This is a genomic window from Pantoea sp. GD03673 (genome assembly GCF_029844725.1).
GTDB lineage: Bacteria > Pseudomonadota > Gammaproteobacteria > Enterobacterales > Enterobacteriaceae > Pantoea.
This window is the reverse complement of sequence record NZ_JAOCKJ010000002.1, coordinates 304,782-324,323: the sequence shown is the minus strand read 5'-3', so window position 1 is coordinate 324,323 and position 19,542 is coordinate 304,782. Positions and strand designations below refer to the sequence as shown.

Sequence of the window (19,542 nt, the reverse complement as noted above, 5' to 3'; positions counted from 1 at the left end):
TATCTGGAAAAAAACTTTACGGATTTACGCTTTATATCGCGTCATAGTGCCAGTCAATGGAATGCACTCGCTTCTGACCGCAGGTTCTGCTTTTGCTGAATGTTTAAAGGCAGGAATGTTTTATGGCAGGGTAAGCTGTTTTTGAGATTTGACACTGGCTGTGACGGTTTCTGGTACTCCACAGAACAGGGACAGTCATGTCTAACTCTTCCTTTCAGTCCGAAATCGACAAAGCCCGTGTCGCTGTTCATTTCATCGTCCGCCCCAGTGATGCAGACAATAGAGTAGCGCTTCCCCCAAACATGGAGATAGCCGGAGATAACAGAAACGGCTGGGAACCTCGTCCGCTGCGGGGGCGTGAAACCATCAACATCAATTTCAATAGCGTAATCGATGATTCTGAGCCTGCTGACAGCCTGTCGGTGGCAAGCACTTTGCCGGTTGATGTTGCCGAAGAGGGGGGTAATCTCCGTTTTCGTGACATGAAAGATGCCGAACCGGAGCAGGTCCCCCGTTATATCCCTCAGTCTGAAGCAATGCTGTCCATGCGAAGCCTGCTTCGTGCCCCTGAAGTCAGGCAGCCCGACAACGTTGCCTTCCACAATGCGCTGGAAAAAATACCTGAACCTGTAAAGACGGCAACGTCGTTTATGTCGATTCCCGGAACGAACACGCCACCGCGTATATCGCAAGCGGACCGTCCTTTCTGTTCACATTTTCGCTTTTGCTGAACGCAGGCCCGTGCGGGCGTTAAGCAAAGAAGCCCAAAAACTGCCAGCCCGACCGCATGCGCTTTGGTCCCCTTCACGGAAACAGCGATGGGCGGTAGCGTGTGACGCGCCGGCTGGCTGCTGCCGGGTAGCGTCAATAGCCTGCTGAATCGACAGATTCTTCCGGTACTGAGCCAGCAGTTGCTGGTTCACATGACCGCCTGACAGAAACCACAGCCGTTACGCTTTAGCTGCGGTAAGGGCTGAAGTTTGATCGTACACAAGGAGTGCACGCATGAGCAGTGATCCCATAATCAGTTTCAGCCATAACCATCACCAGCTGTCGGTAAAGGGATGTGAATCAGGGCTTGATGTACTGGCGTTTGAAGGCGATGAAGCCCTGAGTACGCCGTTCAGTTACCGTATTGAATTCACCAGCCCTGACCATGCCATCAGCAAAGAAATGATGCTGATGAAAGCCGCCTCCCTGACGCTGCTGGCCCCGGCTGGCCAGCAGTATGGCATCAAAATGCAGCAGCCGGTGCGGGTGATTCAGGGGGTGGTCAGCGGCTTCGAACGGCTCGGCACCTCGAAGGACGAGACCCGCTATGGCCTGACGCTGCAGCCGCGGCTGGCGCTGCTCAGCCGCTCGCACCAGAACGCCATTTATCAGGACATGTCGGTCCCGCAAATCGTGGAGAAAATCCTGCGCGAGCGCCACAACATGCGCGGCCAGGACTTTCTGTTCTCGCTTTTGAAAGAGTACCCGCGCCGTGAACAGGTCATGCAATACGGCGAGGACGACCTGCACTTTATTACCCGTCTGCTGGGTGAGGTGGGTATCTGGTTCCGCTTCACCACTGATACACGCCTGAACATCGACGTTGTGGAGTTCTGTGATGGGCAGCAAAGCTATGAAAAAGGCCTGACGCTGCCATCGGTTCCGCCATCTGGACAGCATTCGGACGGTGTGGACGCGGTCTGGGGCATGCAGAGCCATCATAACGTGGTGCAGAAGCAGGTCAGCACCCGTGATTACAACTACCGCCAGGCCACGGATGACATGAATGCCCGGGTCGATGCGACCCGCGGAGATGCCACCACTTACGGTGATGCCTACCACTATGCGGATAACTATCTGACAGCGGGCATTACCAGTGACCGCAATCCTGCCCCGGAGTCCGGGGCGTTTTATGCCCGCATTCGTCATGAGCGCTACCTGAATGGCCAGACGCAGGCCCGGGCCATCACCAGCTGCCCGACCCTTTCTCCGGGTCAGGTACTCAGCGTCACCGGCGGGTACGAAGTGCCCGGTGTGTTTGCGCAGGGCGTGGTCATTACGGCGATGCACAGCCATGCGCGGCGCGACCGGGATTTTGAAGTGCATTTTGACGGTATCCCGGACAGCACGGATTTTTGTTTCCGTCATGAGCCTGGTTCACGCCCGGTGATGGCCGGAACGCTGCCGGCGCGGGTGACCAGCACCACTGAAAACGACACCTACGCCCACATCGATAAAGACGGCCGCTATCGCGTCAGCATGCTGTTCGACCGAGATAACCGGGAGACCGGACTCGAGAGCCTGTGGGTGCGTCAGTCCCGCCCGTATGCGGGTGATACCTTCGGCCTGCACCTGCCGCTGCTGGCGGGTACCGAGGTGGCGATTGGTTTTGAGGACGGTAACCCGGACCGACCCTATATCGCGGGTGTGCTTCACGACTCGGCGCACGGCGACCACGTCACTATCCGAAACTACAAACGTAACGTGTTACGCACCCCGGCGAACAACAAAATCCGCCTGGATGATGAGCGCGGTAAAGAGCATATCAAGGTCAGCACCGAGTACGGCGGCAAGAGCCAGCTGAATCTCGGTCATTTAGTCGATGGTGAGAAACAGAAGCGCGGTGAGGGTTTTGAACTCAGGACGGACAGCTGGGGCGCAATACGGGCACAGAAAGGGATATTTATCAGTACTGATGGCCAGGCGGGGGCGCAGGGGCAGGTGCTGGAGATGCAGTCAGCCATCAGTCTGCTAAAAGGGGCGTTGAATCAGGTAACTGGATGGGGATCTATCACACAGACTCACCACAATATTACGCCTGATTCTGAGCCATTAAGAGCATTGGTTTCAGGTGCCAGTGAGTGTAAAGAGCCTGCGCTGCTGCTGTCTTCAGCGAAAGGTATTGCCGCCGTTACGCCGGAAACAGCCCTGATGTACAGCGGGAAAGGGTTGTTCCTGCAGAGCCTGGGGGAAGTCAATATCACCGCAGCACAGTGCTATTCGGTGAACGCGAGCCAGGCGGTCTCACTGCTGGCCCAACAGGAAGGAATGCGGCTGGTATCCGCCAAAGGTTCACTGGAAATTGAGTCACACAGTGATGCGCTGTCGCTGACTTCCCTGAAAGATATCACCGTCCAGTCAACACAGGGACACCTGCAGTTGACGGCTAAAAATGGCATTACTCTGGGCTGTGGCGGGGCTTATATTCGTCTTACGCCACAGGGAGAGGTGCATATTCACGGGCCGGGATTAATCAGTCTTAAAGGTCTGCACGATTTGCAGGGGCCTGCCAGCGAGGATTTTCCTCTGTCAGAACTGCCGGCATCAGTATGCAAAGAGTGCCTAAAAAAAGCTCAGGAACTGGCGCAGGGTTTTGTACCCAGGGAGGCATAAATGACTGCGCAATGGATTGAAGAAGTCGCTGTTACCTGCCGGGCTTCCGGAACGGGTTATCTTGATATTATCGTTGATCAGGCAGGGCTGGATTTCAGCGTTATTCCGGCTCTGAATGCACTGTCGGTGGAGTGGCAATCACTTTATCAAGGGCTTCCGGAAGCGTTTATCGTCGATGATGCTCCGCTGGTTGCACGCATTAGACTTGATGATCTTCAGCAGTTGCAGTGGCTGAAGGACACGAGTCAGCAGGTTGCCGTTCAGGCTTCGTTGCTGCTGTTGTGCTCACACTGGCCTTTTTCTGCCCTGGCTGGCTGGCTCACACAGTGTATGGATATTCTGCAGGAAGGACGGAGCGGGATTTTACGGTTCTACGATACACGGATTTTCCCTGTGCTTTTTACGGACGTTCTCAGTGAGGAACAGCAAAAGCCTTTATTGCGGCCTGTGTTGTTCTGGGCATGGCAGGATATGGATGGTAATCCCAGAGGTATAAAAGGTAGCGGTACGCCCCAGACTCGCGACGAAAAACCTAACAAAATCGACCTCAGCGATCGCCAGCTTGAGCATCTGATGTGCGTATGTGATGTCATGACCCTTCTGTCGCACTGTGCACCGCCAGCGGACAGGTATGCATCACAACAGGCACTTTTTTCTGATTGTTACCAGGGCATGCTGGAGGCAACCAACCAGGGCATTATTCTGGATGAAGCACGCGAGGCCTGGGTCATGAAAAGGTGGATTCCCACATAAGTAAGGGACTGATGGTAAAAAGAAATCGTTTTATCCGCCGTTACATCCTCCCTTTTTAATGCTCTTTTCATACAAGAAAAGTCAAACATTCATTATTAAGTCCGGTGCTGGCAGGCCTGCTGCTGTTAACCGGGTGCTCGCAGCCTGCTGCTCAGGCCGCAGGCGGTGGTGGCGGAACCATTGACGCCATCAACCACACTAAATGGGCAATTAACCACTTCAACGTGGATAACCAGTCGGGTAGCGACATTATTGGCCGTTCCAGGGAGGCGGTGGGGGGGCTTCAGCGTGCCCGTCCGATGGACGCCGGATATGACGGTGCGAGTTGACTGGGAAACCGGGCAGGGTTCATCAGCTGGTTTCCCGGGATATGCAGATGAGAAGAAGTTTTTAGAGTGGGCAAGGAATATTAAAGCTCAACAACGTCAGCACAGCGAAACCGTCCCGGTTCCCGACTATAACGGCCAGGATGTCTGCGGTATTACCGTGCACTTTTTGCTCTGTGATGACGTGAAGGTGACGACCAGTTGCTACACCTACGGCAGTCCGTCCTACCCGATAAAAGAGCCCATCAGGATGAAGGAGCCCAAAGTATGTCCGAGATAAAGGAAACCGATTTAGCCTGGGTGCCGCCGCCGTTTTCTCTTTAATCCCACCTCTGTAAGGAAATTCAGATGAAACATTCATTATTAAGCCCGCTGCTGGCGGGCCTGCTGCTGTTAACCAGCTGCTCGCAGCCTGCTGCTCAGGCCGAAGGGGGGGGCGGTGGAACCATTAAAGCCATCAACCACACTAAATGGGCGATTAACCACTTCAGCGTGGATGACCAGTCGGGTATCGACATTATTGGTCCATTTCAGGGCGGCGGTGGCGGCTGCTGCTACAGCGTGCCCGCCCGCTGGACGCCGGGTATGACGGTGCGTATTGACTGGGAAACTGGGCAGGGTTCATCAGCTGGTTTCCCCGGATTTGCTGATGAGGATAAGTATCTTGCCTGGAAAAAAGGCATAGATGCCCAAAAACGGCAGCACAGCAAAACCGTCCCGGTTCCCGACTATAACGGCCAGGATGTCTGCGGCATCACGGTGCACTTTCTGCCCTGTGATGACGTGAAGGTGACCACCAGCTGCTGGTCACCGAGAAATGCCAACTACCCGATAAAAGAGCCCATCAGGATGAAGGAGCCCAAAGTATGTCCGAAGTAAAGGAAACCGATTTAGCCTGGGTGCCGCCGCCATTTCCGGCCCAGGGACGCCTGCCAACGCAGGCGCTGCAGGTCGGGCAGAGTTGCCATCAGCAGAACAGCGCCGAGCGGCTCTACCGCCAGGAACTGTGTCTGGCGGCCGGACGACGCGTGGAACCGCCGTGCTGCAAGACGCTGCATATTAGTCTGTTTTTCGACGGTACGGGGAATAACCTGAACAATGACCTGCTCCTGTCTCCCCCTCCGAAACACCCGACCAATATCGCGCGGTTGTTTCGTGCCACTATTGGAACCGGTACGACGGGCGGGGTTCCCTCTGACGGGCAGTCAATACTCTTAGATGGTGCTAAAGATGGTGAAGGGAAATATTTTAAGTTCTATATGCCCGGTGTGGGCACCCCGTTCCCTGAAGTGAACGACCCGGACTATTCAACCATGGGACTGGCGGGTGCAACTAAGGGGGAGGAGCGTATTAACTGGGCGCTGCTGCGGATTATTGATGTACTGAAATTTTCCGCTACTCAAAAATGGTTAACCACCGCAGAGAGCCGACAGTCCATCAGCAAAATGGGCACCAGCTGGAACCGGCTGTGGTTTGGCGGCAGCCACAACCGCTATGAAGAGTTCAGCCGTTTACTGAATGAGTTAGCTCCGCAACTGAAACCACTGCTCACGCAGCCGGAGCCGGGTAAGCCTAAGGTGTTAGGCATCAAACTGTACGTTTATGGATTTTCCCGCGGCGCTGCCGCTGCGCGTACGTTTGTACGCTGGCTGAGCGAGCTGCTTCCTCCACCAAAGGCTGAGGGCGAAAAACCCCCACAGTGCCTGCAGATTGGCGAGATGCAGTTGCCCGTCAGCGTGGAGTTTCTCGGGCTGCTTGATACCGTGGCCTCCGTTGGGATCGCACACGTGGTGCCGATTGCTGAGGGGCATATGTCCTGGGCTGACGGTACCATGGAGCTTCCGGACGATAAAACCTATGGCGGTCTGATAAAAAAATGCGTGCATCTGGTCTCAAGCCATGAGCAGCGTCTTTGCTTCCCGCTGGACTCGGTGCGCCGGGGTAACGGCAAGTACCCGCCTTATGCCATTGAGGTGGTTTACCCGGGGATGCACTCGGATCTAGGGGGCGGTTATCCGCCAGGGGATCAGGGAAAGGCGAATGGTATTGATGACCGCCTATTGCTATCGCAGATAGCTTTAAATGAGCTTTACGCTGCTGGTTTCCAGATTGGAGCGCCACTGAAGGCACCTATTGACTCACTCCCTGAAGACCTTAAAAAAGATGCATGGCGTGCTATGCCTCCTGATCTTATTGAACAATTCGGAATACATGGAACACTTGTCAATCGCTTCAACGCCTGGCGCGAACTTACCCTGAATCTCACTACCCCAGAAAAAATCACGCCCGAAGAGGCCTTCCAATACGAACCACCGCGTGCCAGCGGCAGTCTGGAAACCGTCGTGGAAAACCAGATTGCGTGGATCACCGGCTGGCGTATCGAGCGTTATGCCAGAGGCTCGATGCTGAAAACGCCTTTCTACCAGCGAGCCACGAATACCGAAGCGCTGCCTGCCGCGCGTAAGGCGGCAGAAGAAGCACGGGATCAGAAGCAGCAAAAGGTCCTCAAAACGCGTCAGGACCAGATAGCAAAACAGTCTGCCGACAACATGGATGAGCTTGTGCTCCATCCGGGCATCAAGGATTTCGACCCGGATATGGCGCAGACCCAGCTGTTTGAAGCGGCGAAGGAATTCGGTAAGGATTACCACGACGGTTACCGTATTCCGGAGAACCTGGCACAGGCGGTGCTGGATACCGTGCTGCAGCCGATGATTTTCGTTCTCAATACCGATGATGAACCTCAGGAATACCGGCGAATAAAGGCTGGCGGAGACGCCCGGGTGGCAGTCCTGTTTCCTGCTGCCGGTGAGGCCAGTAATGCGGAACAGCCAGCCGGGCTGGTCAGGGCACTATTCGACGACCAGGTGCACGACTCGCGAGCCTGGTTTATGCACGCTGCGCTGGGTACGCGCGAGATGTGGGGCGGCTACTTCCGCTACCGGATGATTTATTTCAGCGACAAATGTAATAAGTCCCTATCGCCGTTGGTGATCGCCGGGGATCTTATCGGGTTTGCCACCCTGACCACGGGTGTTGTGCTGAGCTTCAGACAAAAGAGCCTGACCGGAAAGCTGGCGGGGCTGGCCGCGACAGGCGCTGTGCGATCGCTGCAGCTTGAGGTGCTGGACAGGATCACCCATGAACCCGTGCCGGAACTGCCGGGCGGGGAACAGCTGCGGGCATTTACCCGGGAGCCGGGAGTGATGGTTGCACAGCGAAAAGCGCTGGTGGCTGAACAACAGCTGGCGCGGGCGCAGGCTGCGATCCCGGTCAGCTGGCTTGAGGATGTCCTGACGGTGACTGGATAAAGTTGAGTAAGGAGGGTCGATGAGTAAAGTCATCCGCAAAGGAGATAGTCTGCGGGAATATGGTGGCAAGGTATTGGGAGGGCACTACCAGTGTTTTGGTCAGGGATTTGCCTGTAAGGGAGATCCGGTTTGCTGTAACAAACACGGCATGACGACCATCGCGGAAGGTAGCACATTGACAACGGTTGATGGACAGCCCGTCGCGCTGCATGGTCACCACTGTGCCTGCGGCTGTACGCTGGTCAGCTCGTTTCCTGACTGCGGTGTTGACCAGTGAGGTCCGTTCCTGATTATCCGGCGTACAAAACGGCACGTCCACCTGGTACCGCAAGGTGGCTGTCGGCCACTGCTCTGCTGGTGTTGATCGGCGGCGGTGCTGGCGGTCTGTTGCCCTCTGCCAAGAGTAACAGCTCTCTGGTGGCCACCGTTATCCTGGTGATACTGCTGCTGTCGGTCACTGGCTGGCTTGTGCGGCTTCTGTACTACCGTGTCAGCTTGCATAACGCCGCTTTCTACAATCAGCTGGTGGCATATGAACAGAAGCGGTGGTGGGCGGCGCACCGGCAGGCGTTCTGGTTAAAAGAAGGCCTGCTGCTGGGGCCTGCAGGTACGCGTTCAGTTGACTGGCTGCGTGTGCTTAACCGTGAACAACGTCCGCCGGAGGAAAAAAAAGAGGGCGGCGGCAGTGCGCTGAGACTGCCACAAATTTCGGTTATGGATCCCATAGCTCGTGAAAAGCGGCTGGCGGAACTGCTGGTAATTGAGTGGCAAAAGCAGCGTGGTGAAGAAAACCTCACTCCACCGCTGCGTTGCTACTGGCAGGGTGCCGACATCGTCTGGCAGGCATTTCGCGCACAGATGGTGATCGCTTTTCCGGACATTGCACTGCCAGCCCGACCTGAGCCCTGGCAAGGGGAAGCCAGCCTGGCTGAAATAGCGGGTGAGCTAGCCGGAGCTAAACCTGATGACACGATACTGATCGCCGGGTGTCAGGTCATCGCGCCGCAGTCAGGCACAGAACGTCCCGCCGGAGAATCTGCAGCATTGTGGCTGGCTGGACTTAACGGCACGGTACAACTGACGCGTGGTGAAACTTTTTCACCAGAACAAGGCGACATATTGCTCACCGTTTTCGCCCGTGCACTGGAACAGAGCGAGCTGAATGAGCCACCGGAGGCCTGTACGCTGTTTTCCCGACCCGGCCTCGAGGTGCTGGCGAATAATGGATGGGATGTCAGCCAGCATCTGCAGGACGCCAACTGGGGGGAAATTGGCGATATGGAAACTCTGATTGTTTTATCCCTGGCGGCAATCTATGCCGCGCACCACCAACAACCGTGCGGCTGGATTGCTCGCGACCCGATGAACACCCTCGCAACTGGAATAGTAAAACCTGATGGACAACGTCAATAAGCCTGCTGCCATTTCTGTGGCAGCCACGGTAACTGTCTGTATTGCTGTGACCACTTTACTGGTACTACTGGGCGGAGTGGCATGGTGGCTGTGGTCGACCGAACGGTCAACGGAATGGGAAACATTGCGTCCGCTTATTGTCTCTGGCTTTATCGTCTGGGGAATTGCGCTCAGCATGCTGGTACTGGGGTTTATGTCCTTCCGGTTATTGATTAAGGATAAGCTTATCCCGTTGTCATCCCGCAAGCGTAGCTCTGCAAAGGTTACGGGGCACGAGGCGGCTTACCGATTGCTGAAGACACACCTCCGATCGCGCTATAGCCTCTTCTGGCGCTACAAGGTCCGCCTGTTGTTGATTACCGGTGACGATGCGGCAATCGAACAACTGGTTCCTGGCCTGCAACAGCAGCAATGGCTTGAAGGAAATCGTACCGTACTTATCTACGGCGGCGACCTGACTGCAGAGCCCGATGTAGAAAAATACACCGCGCTGCGTAAACTGCGCCGCGGACGTCCACTGGATGGTATTGTTCGCGTATTGCCGCAGTCGCTTAACCTGACTCCACAAATCAGTGACAACGACCTCCGCGGACTGGAAAAAATCAGCGAACTGTTGCGCTACTCTGCGCCGGTCTGGTTGTGGCAACTGTGTGACAGCGCCTGGCCGCAGACTAAACGCCCTGAGCAGGCGGTCGGAGCCAGTTTTCCGCTGCGTGCTAAGCCTGACGATATTACCCGGCAGCTGGAGCGGATGCTGCCGACCCTGCGAACGCAGGGGGTGAGTCAGGCCGCTGAGAACAACTGCCACGATTTCCTGCTGCGCCTGGGCCAGTCCCTCCAGGACGGCGGTATTACCCGCTGGGCTCAGCAACTGGTACCCTGGCTGGCAGCCTCCCAGCAGCGCATTCCGCTGCGTGGCCTGATGTTCAGCCTGCCTGAGAATAAACCCGCCACTATCGCAGGAGAAACAGCCGGTGCTGAAAAATATATCCCTGAGTTACAGCGCCATGCACTGACTCTGCCAGTAACGTGGCAGGGTATCGTTGACGACAGCTTTCGCGTGCGGGGCCGCCGTGTCGGTATGGCTTGGGAGCAGACGCTTGCCTGGACGCTGATGGCCATCATCGGTGCCTGGGGGGCAGGGACGCTGTTATCGTTTACGGTCAACCGGCAGCAGATAGTTTCCGTCTCTGAACAGGCTTATGTCCTGGTGAAAGATCCTTCCGTATCGGATTACCAGCTCACGACTCTGCATACCCTGCGTAATGACGCTGGTCGGCTGCAGCACCATATTGAGGGTGGTGCCCCCTGGTACCAGCGCTTCGGTCTTAACCATAACCAGCAACTGCTCGATGCGATGCTCCCCTGGTACGGCGTGGCGAACAACCGCCTGATCCGCGACCCGGCGAATCAGGCGCTGGCGCAGAAACTCACCGCGCTGGCAAACTCTGCCCCCAACAGCGACCAGAGGGCGCAACTGGCGAAGCCGGGCTATGACCAACTGAAGGCCTGGCTGATGATGGCCCGTCCGGATAAAGTCGACGGTGCATTCTACGCGCAGACCCTGAAAACCGTGCAGCCAACGCGGATGGGTATTTCCACCGCTCTGTGGCAAAGCCTGTCGCCGGATTTGTGGGCCTTCTACATCACTGAACTGCCTAAGCAGCCACAGTGGAAAATCACACCGGATGCGCAACTGGTCAGCCAGAGTCGCCAGCTGCTGTTACAGCAGATCGGGCGTCGTAACGCTGAAAGCACGCTCTATGAGAACATGCTCAAATCTGTGCGTCGTAACTTCGCAGATATGTCGCTGGAAGACATGACCAGCGGTACCGATGCGCGGCGACTGTTCACCACTGAAGAGGTGGTGCCGGGCATGTTTACCCGCCAGGCGTGGGAAGGGGGCATTCAGCAGGCTATCGAAAAGGCTGCAAATTCCCGCCGGGATGAAATTGACTGGGTGCTGAGTGACAGCCGGAAAGCGGTTTCCTCAGACCTGTCGCCGGAAGCCCTGAAAGCGCGCCTGACGCAACGTTACTTCACCGACTTTGCCGGCAGCTGGCTGAGCTTCTTTAACAGCCTGCGACTTAATCCGGCAAACAATATTGCTGATGTGACCGACCAGCTGACGCTAATGAGCGATGTCCGCCAGTCGCCGCTGATTGCCCTGATGAACACCATCGCCTGGCAGGGTCTGACTGGCCAGCAGAGCGAAAGTCTTTCGGATTCTATCATCAGATCGGCTAAGGATCTGGTGGGTGGGAAAGACAAGCCCGCGATTGACCAGAATGCGTCTGGGCCGAAGGGGCCGCTGGATGAAACCTTTGGTCCGCTGCTTCAGCTGCTGGGTAAAAATAATGGCAGCAACGTCATGTCGGCAGACAACTCCCTCAGTCTGCAGACGTATCTGACCCGCATCACCCGCGTGCGTCTGCGCCTGCAACAGGTTGCCAGTGCCTCTGATCCGCAGGCGATGATGCAGATTTTGGCACAGACCGTATTCCAGGGTAAAAGCGTTGATCTGACCGACACCCAGCAGTACGGCAGCCTGATTTCGGCAAGCCTTGGCGAAGAGTGGAGCGGATTTGGCAACACAATGTTTGTACAACCGCTGACCCAGGCCTGGGAGACCGTGCTTCAGCCGTCGGCAGCGAGTCTGAATGACAAATGGAGCCGCTCGGTGGTCGCGAACTGGCACACCGCTTTTGACGGGCGCTTTCCGTTTGCGGCAAGTAAGAGTGATGCCTCTCTGCCCATGCTGGCGGAGTTTGTGCGTAAGGACAGCGGACGAATTGAGCGCTTCCTGATGACAGAGCTTGGCGGTGTATTGCGTAAAGAGGGCAGTCAGTGGGTACCGGATAAGGTCAACAGCCAGGGACTGCGCTTCAATCCGGCTTTCCTGCGGGCCGTTAACCAGCTGAGTCAGCTGTCAGACATTCTGTTCACCGATGGCAGTCAGGGCATCAGTTTTGAGCTGCAGGCGCGCCCTGTGCCGCAGGTGGTGGAAACCCAGCTGACCATTGATGGACAAAAGCTGCATTACTTCAACCAGATTGCCGACTGGCAGAGCTTCCGCTGGCCAGGGGACTCCTACAAGCCGGGGACGATGCTGACCTGGACCACAGTCAACGCCGGTGCGCGCCTGTTCGGGGATTACAGCGGCACCTGGGGCTTCATTCGCTGGCTGGACATGAGTAAGCGGCAGCAGCTTGATCGCAGCCAGTGGATGATGAACTTTAACACCCCGGACGATCGCACTTTACAGTGGGTGCTGCGCTCACAACTTGGGAAAGGTCCGCTGGCGCTGCTGGATCTGCGCGGATTCACGCTGCCGGATCAGATATTCAGTGTCGACAGCGCAGCCACGGCTCAGGCGCTGATGGCCAGTGCCGGAAACAGTGACATGGATGGAGTCGAATAACGGATACTCTGCAGAATCTGGTCACGGCCTGTCAGGCTGACGACACGCAACTGCAACAGCAGACGCGTTCGAAAACTGGCAGCTATGATTTGCGCCGGTAAGTGACACCAGTCTGGCCGGGGAAAACCCGGGATATGGCGATGATTTTCAGCGTATCCGCGAAGAGGTCATTGAGAGGAGGTGGTGCAGAATAGGACTGGTGTCCCCATCAGGAAGCGGCCTTGCTTTTGGCTCTCCAGCGTCTGCAGGAGTAGGGGCCTCTTTCATTAAGCGCTACCGTAGGACAAAGTGCGCTTAAGTCGGGAAGGGGCGCAGACAGTAAGCTTGGAGTTGGCGGCGGAGGAATTCGTGGGTCTAACGTGGCTAAATCTGCTTTTGGATATGGTGCGGGCGGTGGCGGTTCTGCTGTTGTCCCATCGGCTTCCGTAACCACTGCAGGTGGAAACGGGACCAGTGGGATAATTATCGTAGAGGAATACGTATAATGAGCAATTACGCTTTGATCAAAGATGGATTGGTAGAGAATGTTGTGGTCTGGGGTGGCGAGGGTGATATATTTTCTGAATATACAACTTATGAACTGTCAGATGGGCAGGTTGCAGCGCCAGGCTTCTCAGCGACTAAAGACAGCAAGGGTAATTGGACATTCAAAGCCCCGGAAGTGCACTTAACGCCTCAACAGCAATTAGAATTAAATATCATTTCCGCACAATCTGAATACGATAGGGCGTCTTCGACAATAAATTCTATCAGGGATTAAATTGAAGATGAAGACTTTGCAACCATCTCAGAGGATGAGCTAAATAAACTCCTTGCGACTTGGACTAGTTATAGAAAATCGCTAAGGTCTTACCTTGCATTAGGTGACGGGAGTAAAGACGTTCCACTCCCGCCTGAAGCTTGATTCACAACTCTTTGTTATACGGTTTCAGGTGAAAAATCTTCTGTAAATATTTAACTTGTTAAGCGTCAGGCTAAAGAACAAAGAAAGAACGGATACAGCTAGAAAAAGTAAAATCTGATTTGATATGTGATATTTCAAAGTCAGGTAGAAAAAATAGTGTATAAAATAAATGCTTGATGCCGTGCATGCTATGTTGAGCGGGAGGTTAATGTCGACCTTTAAGGTTAGCATAAAAGCATAAACTGCTACTAATGGAGCGAGTAGCAATAAATCATTGTCATAAATACCCGATTTTAGCCTGACAAATCCCTCTAGCAAAAGCATAACGGTAAGAAGCAAAAGAGTTGCCAAGACTGGGTAACCGGTCTTGAATGAAGGTCTTTGTTTCTTTAATGCCGCCCCCATGGCAATCAGTGGGAAACCAAATGTTAAAAAGTTCCTATAAAATAAAATGGAATATTCGCCATGTTCGATGTTTAATTGCACCATAAACCCAATAGCATAAAGTGAAAATGCTATAATGTTAACTTTTTTATTCGAGTGCAATAAATAGTAAACAACCATCCCAAGCATTAATGCAGGCATAAACCAAAGGTGTCGCCATCCTTTCGCAAAGATATATAAAGACTCCCAGAAGTACCCACTAGCAGACAGTGGTTTTGTGGATATATCTGATATTTCAAAAGGTAAATAAAACACGCACCATGCGATATACAATGTCGCGAGCCTGAAAAGAGCCTTCTTAATATCTGCTTGTTTTGGGTTTGATGGGAAAAAGTATCCGGCGGCAATAAAGAAAAATGGTACGGCAACCCTTGCTACGCTCTGTGTCAGAAGGTAATCAAAAATCCCACTAGGAGTTATTGTATGAATTGAGATTACAAGGATGGCCATCAAAATCTTTACTAAATCGATAGCGTTGTTTCTTCCCTGGGTAGCCATAAACAGAACCTGATTAGCGATAAGTTATCTCATTATTATGCACTAATGATGAGTGCCATTGAACGAAAAAAGCCCGGCGACCGGGCAATGACTCAACCGCGCCTCTCTGAGCAGGCTACGGGGTGGGTAATTTGAGGTTAGTCACGCGCAACCGAAGCCGCCAGATTGAAATTTCAGCGCCAACAATGGCTTTACAAAACTATGAGCCGTTTCGCCTTGATCAAATCCACTGATCGACATTGATGTTTATACATACAGCATTTTCAGAGGGGGATTACTGATGGCGAGAGACTACGAAATACGGCCTGCATTCGTGCAGGCGATAACGCTGGACCGGCTGGGGCGGCAGATAGTGACGACCAGTGCATTCCAGGCGAAGCTGGAAGCCGTTAACCATCACTGGACGCTGCAGCAGTGCAACCAGTGGATACGGCGCGAACAAAACATGTTCATGGAACTGGCGACAGAGAACGGTGACAACCGCACCTACGCCCTGCGTAATATGGGATATGTGAGGTGACGCCATGGGATTTCAGTCACCGGCACAGGATTACGTCGAGAGCCGCCTCGACCTCAACAGGCTGTTTGCACCTCACCCGGGTCATATGCTCCGGATAGAAACGCCAGGCGGATTCGTCCTAATAGACCGATCGCTTCAGGCAAAGCCGGGCGATACGATTGCATTCCAGTTCGACGACTACCCTCAGCTGGGGAAATTGTTCAGTACAGGGATCATTACTCAGGATGGGGAGACGTTAGAAGGGAATGGGCTGGAGGGAATCGTGGTGCTGGGGAAGGTGACAGCCCGAGGTTCTGACTTTGTACGAGCCCTACCGGCCGACTATCTGAGGCGAAAGGGGCTATGCCCCTTTACCATCCAGCCAGTCAGCCCAGTGCTGCATCATCTCAATGCGATTGTTGAGATACTGGGCATGGTTATAAATTCCTCGCGTACCTTGCGAGTTAACGTACGCCAATTGGGCCTCAATAGCATCACTGTTCCAGTGAAGCTCGTTCATGACGGTGCTGAACTGGTGACGGAATCCGTGACCACTGGTTTCCCCCTCATATCCAATCCTTCTTATCACGCCGAGCACGGTATTCTCGCTGATGGGCTTCTTCTGGTCAGTGCGGCCCGGGAAGCAGAGCAGGTACTGGCCGGTGACCTTCTTCAGGAAAGTTAGCAGATCGACCACCTGGTCAGACATAGGTACTATATGTATGCGCCGACCCTTCATCACTTCAGCGTCAATTGTGATAAGTCTGTTCTCAAAGTCGACGTTCGCCCATGTCATAGAGCGTAACTCTTTTGTACGCAGAGCGGTGTAGTGAAGAACCTGCGCCGCAATCTTTGCAATCACGCTTCCACCATACCCTTCAAGCGCCCTATGGAACTCCCGGATAAGGTTAATTGGAAGGAAAGGGTAGTTTTCCTTTCTGTAGCCTCGCAGGGCATCGACAAGGTCTGGCGCGGGGTTGTACTTAGCTCGCCCGGTTACGATCGCATACCGGAAAACCTCGCCACACCTCCTCCTGGCCTTATCCGCTCTCTCCATCGCGCCGCGTTCTTCGAATAGCCTGATGACCTTCAGCAGAACCATTGGCTCAACCTCTTCCATTTTCAGATGACCAATGATCGGCAGAATGTCGTCGGTGAACATCCGGTGCAGCTCATCCGCATAGCCCGGGGACCAGACTTTAGACTTGTGGACATACCACTCTCTGAAGATATCTCCGAAGGTATCAGCATCAGCCTCTTTCTCTTTCTTCTTCAGCGACTGCTTCTGCTCGGCAGGGTCAACACCTGCAAGCAACTTCATCTTCGCTTCAGACTGTCGCGCCCTGGCTTCTGTAAGCGATATTTCAGGATAGGGCCCGATGACAATCGTCTTTTCTTTCCCGTCAAAGCGGTAACGCAGCCGCCAGACCTTTTTGCAGGTAGAGGGGAACGAAAAGGAACAGACCGCCAGAATCTGCCAGGCGGTATGACTTTTCTTTAGGGCGAGCGGCATCAATCTGCTTGACGGTCAGCATGTGGGCATAATTCCGGGCATCATTTTCGGTGTGCCCACAATATGCCCGCAAAAAGTCGGAGTAGTCAATTCATGTCGGTTCGCGTCGGTTGTGTATGATTTGCTGTCGTGTGAGATTCTGAAGGGGTTTTGTTCGTGTCGGTGGAAGCGGGTTCTGTGAGATGTGGTGTCCCCTGCAGGAATCGAACCTGCAACTAGCCCTTAGGAGGGGCTCGTTATATCCATTTAACTAAGAGGACTGCGGCGCGCAGTATAGCGCAAACCGGCCTGGAGATTCACTACATCGCCGTGCGTTTGCTCATTCCGTCAGCAATTTCGCTTTTCAGTGCGCTGTGGTCGCATGCAGATTCCGAAAACAGTCACGCTGAAGGCTTCAATTCCACTAATTTCATGAGACGGTAATAAGTGTCAAACAACCTGCCCGACAGCGATAAAAGACAAAGCCATCACTGAACCTGCTATTTAACCGTTATCCAATCAGCGCTTTCGGCGGCAGCATAGGGATAAATTTCAGCTTTGAAGGGGACGATAAAGGCATACAGCGCCTGTAAATCAGCACTGTCTGCCTTGTCGTTTATTCTGCCTTTTCCTGCTCCTCGCGCTGACGTCGTTTTTCCTGCCTGCGCTTTTCGGCTTTCGCTTTAGCTACGGCGGCTTCACTCATGTCATTGCGGATCTGCGCATGGCTGATCAGGGCAAAAATCAGGGTACCGCCGGTGATATTGCCGAGCAGCGTCGGCAGGGCAAACGGCCATAAAAATTCATGCCAGCTGATACTGCCATTAAACACCAGATAGAGCACTTCCACCGAGCCCACCACGATATGCGCCAGATCGCCCAGCGCAACCAGCCAGGTCATCATGACAATCACCAGCAGTTTGGCACCGCCCGCAGAGGGGAACATCCAGACCATCGTGGCGATAATCCAGCCGGAAATCACCGCATTAGCAAACATCTCGCCAGGCGAGTTTTCCATTACCTTCATACTGATCTCGGTAAACGCCTGTCGGGTTGCCTCGTCAAATATCGGCATCTCATTAAACGCCAGCGCACCCAGCGCCGTACCAATTAAATTACCCAGTAAAACAATGCCCCATAACCGTAACAGCAGACCCGCATTACTCCAGGTCGGTTTGTGCATTACCGGTAATACGGCAGTGACGGTATTTTCAGTAAACAGCTGCTGGCGCGCCATGATAACGATGACAAAACCAAAGGTATAACCGAGGTTTTCCAGCAGGAACGCCCCCGGTACGCCATCAAGATGCACCTTGAAGATCCCCTTTGCCATCAGCGAGGCACCCATCGATAAACCGGCAGCGATGGCTGACCAGAGCAGCGCCATACCGTCGCGCTCCAGCTCCTTTTCACCATCCTGGCGAATCTCTTCATGGATCGCCGCTGCACGGGAGGGTAAAGCCTCCTCATCGACTTCGATGTCAGTGCCCTTGTCCTTCTCTTCGCTCTCTACGTCGTTAGGACCCTGTTCATTACCTGATGAAGGCTTCATATTTTCTCCTGGTGATAGTGCTATTGCGTAATAAGCGTAGCCGTTTTTTATTTATCGTAAATGTAACGACCAGTGCGAATAAGCGTAACAACGTTTTTCGGAACTGCATTTTTATTCAGACTTTCTGCGATACCGCACGAATAAGCTACTGGGAGTGAAACTGAGCGCTGGGTCACACTTCGGCCCACAGCAACATTGTGGTAATATCCCGGCCACTTTTAGCTGGTGCGATTCCCCCCTAGATGTTGGAAATCATTACGCTCACTTGTGCATATGACGAACGTGCGCTGTTCCGGCGGCTCTCGTTTCGCGTCTCTGCTGGTGACATTGTGCAGATTGAAGGCCCGAATGGTGCCGGTAAGACCTCGTTACTGCGCCTGCTGGCTGGCCTGAGCCGCCCGGAAGAGGGTGACATCCGCTGGCAGCAGCAGCCGATTCTGCGACAGCGTGAAACCTGGCATCAGGCGATGCTCTATCTGGGCCACCATCCCGGTGTCAAAGGCGTGCTCACGCCGCTGGAAAATCTGCGCTTTTACCATCCCGATTGCAGTGATGCGCAGATCTTTACTGCGCTGGAAAGCGTCGATCTCACGGGCGATGAAGAGGTGCCGGTCAGCCGGTTGTCGGCGGGTCAGCAGCGTCGGGTGGCGCTGGCGCGTCTGTGGCTCAGCAAAGCCCGGATATGGATTCTCGACGAGCCGCTGACCGCTATCGACAAAGCAGGAATTGAAAAATTAATGGCGCAATTCGCCCGGCATGCCGATAACGGCGGTGCAGTGATCCTGACCACCCACCAGGATTTGCCTGCGGATGCTGCGCGTGTGCGCAAAATTCGCCTTGGCGACGAGGAGGCAGACTGATGCTGTTTCGCCTCATCCTGCGTGAACTGCGCATTGCCTTTCGCAGCGGAGCAGATGTGGTCAATCCGCTCTGGTTCTTCCTGATTGTGATTACCCTGTTTCCGCTGGGCATCGGACCCGATCCGCAACAGCTGGCGCGCATTGCACCAGGCATTGCGTGGGTTGCCGCACTGCTGGCCTCGCTGCTGGCGCTGGAGCGGCTGTTTCGTGATGATTTCAGCGATGGCTCGCTGGAGCAGCTGGTGCTGCTGCCAACGCCGCTGCCGGTGACGGTCATCGGCAAAGTGGTGGCGCATTGGCTGGTGACCGGCGTACCGCTGATCATCCTGTCACCGCTGGCCGCGCTGCTGCTGTCGCTGGATTTTAATGGCTGGCGGGCGATGGCGCTGACGCTGCTGCTTGGCACGCCAACCCTGAGTTTCCTTGGTGCGATTGGGGTCGGTCTGACGGTGGGGTTACGACGCGGGGGCGTGCTGCTGAGCCTGCTGGTGCTGCCGCTGGCTATACCGGTGTTGATCTTCGCCAGTGCGGCGATGGAGGCGGCCAGTCAGGGATTGCCGATTGATGGCTATCTGGCGATTCTCGGCGCGATGCTGCTGGGGAGCGCCACGCTCGCGCCGTTTGCCACGGCCGCGGCGCTACGCATTACTTTGCAATAACCAGCTTTACACCAACCGCGCGTAAA

At 54.6% G+C, this 19,542-nt stretch carries 14 protein-coding genes, 1 tRNA gene and 3 pseudogenes; 14 read left to right on the top strand and 4 right to left on the bottom strand.

The annotated features are described in order from the left end of the window. The first annotated feature begins 197 nt into the window (after positions 1–197). The 11 genes and pseudogenes from N5J69_RS04775 (at position 198) to N5J69_RS04725 (ending at position 13,368) form a co-directional block, all read left to right on the top strand. Positions 198–731, top strand: coding sequence for a type VI secretion system contractile sheath small subunit (locus N5J69_RS04775; protein ID WP_279768418.1), 534 nt, complete (start codon positions 198–200; stop codon positions 729–731). A 274-nt stretch (positions 732–1,005) separates the two neighbouring features. Beyond that, the gene (gene vgrG / locus N5J69_RS04770; protein WP_279768417.1) at positions 1,006–3,384 is read left to right on the top strand and encodes a type VI secretion system Vgr family protein; all 2,379 of its coding nucleotides are present in this window, start codon (positions 1,006–1,008) and stop codon (positions 3,382–3,384) included. Beyond that, positions 3,385–4,137, top strand: a complete 753-nt coding sequence (locus N5J69_RS04765; RefSeq protein ID WP_279768416.1) for a DUF4123 domain-containing protein — start codon at positions 3,385–3,387, stop codon at positions 4,135–4,137. A gap of 104 nt (positions 4,138–4,241) precedes the next feature. Next, positions 4,242–4,743: pseudogene (locus tag N5J69_RS04760) on the top strand (DUF3304 domain-containing protein). 68 nt (positions 4,744–4,811) lie between these two features. Further along, positions 4,812–5,342, top strand: coding sequence for a T6SS immunity phospholipase A1-binding lipoprotein Tli1-KP (gene tli1, locus N5J69_RS04755; protein WP_279768415.1), 531 nt, complete (start codon positions 4,812–4,814; stop codon positions 5,340–5,342). Further along, positions 5,330–7,774 carry a DUF2235 domain-containing protein gene (locus N5J69_RS04750; RefSeq protein ID WP_279768413.1) on the top strand — a complete coding sequence of 815 codons (2,445 nt, stop codon included), beginning with the start codon at positions 5,330–5,332 and terminating at the stop codon, positions 7,772–7,774. Before tli1 ends, N5J69_RS04750 begins: the two co-directional genes overlap by 13 nt. Positions 7,775–7,793: 19 nt before the next feature. After that, positions 7,794–8,051, top strand: a complete 258-nt coding sequence (locus N5J69_RS04745; protein WP_279768410.1) for a PAAR domain-containing protein — start codon at positions 7,794–7,796, stop codon at positions 8,049–8,051. Continuing rightward, positions 8,048–9,187, top strand: a complete 1,140-nt coding sequence (locus tag N5J69_RS04740; RefSeq protein WP_279768408.1) for a hypothetical protein — start codon at positions 8,048–8,050, stop codon at positions 9,185–9,187. Before N5J69_RS04745 ends, N5J69_RS04740 begins: the two co-directional genes overlap by 4 nt. Next, positions 9,171–12,608, top strand: coding sequence for an ImcF-related family protein (locus N5J69_RS04735; protein WP_279768407.1), 3,438 nt, complete (start codon positions 9,171–9,173; stop codon positions 12,606–12,608). The genes N5J69_RS04740 and N5J69_RS04735 overlap by 17 nt, the downstream gene beginning before the upstream one ends. Then, positions 12,605–12,777 (top strand): annotated as a pseudogene (locus N5J69_RS04730) (type VI secretion system protein TssA); the annotation flags it as partial. The gene N5J69_RS04735 and the pseudogene N5J69_RS04730, both read left to right, overlap by 4 nt. Positions 12,778–13,092: 315 nt before the next feature. Beyond that, positions 13,093–13,368 (top strand): hypothetical protein, encoded by a 276-nt coding sequence (locus N5J69_RS04725; protein WP_279768406.1) that lies wholly within the window; start codon positions 13,093–13,095, stop codon positions 13,366–13,368. Between the two features lie 168 nt (positions 13,369–13,536). Here N5J69_RS04725 and N5J69_RS04720 read toward each other — a convergent pair whose 3' ends face one another. Continuing rightward, positions 13,537–14,454: an acyltransferase family protein gene (locus N5J69_RS04720; RefSeq protein ID WP_279768405.1), complete on the bottom strand. Its 918-nt coding sequence runs from the start codon at positions 14,452–14,454 to the stop codon at positions 13,537–13,539. 280 nt (positions 14,455–14,734) lie between these two features. Between N5J69_RS04720 and N5J69_RS04715 the strand changes: the two genes are divergently transcribed. Beyond that, positions 14,735–14,974 carry a hypothetical protein gene (locus tag N5J69_RS04715; RefSeq protein WP_279768404.1) on the top strand — a complete coding sequence of 80 codons (240 nt, stop codon included), beginning with the start codon at positions 14,735–14,737 and terminating at the stop codon, positions 14,972–14,974. A gap of 340 nt (positions 14,975–15,314) precedes the next feature. Here the strand turns inward: N5J69_RS04715 and N5J69_RS04710 are convergent. From N5J69_RS04710 to N5J69_RS04700, 3 genes and pseudogenes are all read right to left on the bottom strand, one after another. Next, positions 15,315–16,488, bottom strand: a pseudogene (locus tag N5J69_RS04710) (tyrosine-type recombinase/integrase). A gap of 163 nt (positions 16,489–16,651) precedes the next feature. Then, a tRNA-Arg gene (locus tag N5J69_RS04705) sits at positions 16,652–16,726 on the bottom strand. Positions 16,727–17,061: 335 nt separating this feature from the next. Further along, the gene (locus N5J69_RS04700; protein WP_279768403.1) at positions 17,062–17,997 is read right to left on the bottom strand and encodes a formate/nitrite transporter family protein; all 936 of its coding nucleotides are present in this window, start codon (positions 17,995–17,997) and stop codon (positions 17,062–17,064) included. 242 nt (positions 17,998–18,239) lie between these two features. Between N5J69_RS04700 and ccmA the strand changes: the two genes are divergently transcribed. Together ccmA and ccmB are read left to right on the top strand one after the other, a co-directional pair. Then, positions 18,240–18,857, top strand: coding sequence for a cytochrome c biogenesis heme-transporting ATPase CcmA (ccmA, locus tag N5J69_RS04695; protein WP_279768402.1), 618 nt, complete (start codon positions 18,240–18,242; stop codon positions 18,855–18,857). Further along, positions 18,857–19,516 (top strand): heme exporter protein CcmB, encoded by a 660-nt coding sequence (gene ccmB, locus N5J69_RS04690; protein ID WP_279768401.1) that lies wholly within the window; start codon positions 18,857–18,859, stop codon positions 19,514–19,516. The genes ccmA and ccmB overlap by 1 nt, the downstream gene beginning before the upstream one ends. Positions 19,517–19,542: the final 26 nt, after the last annotated feature.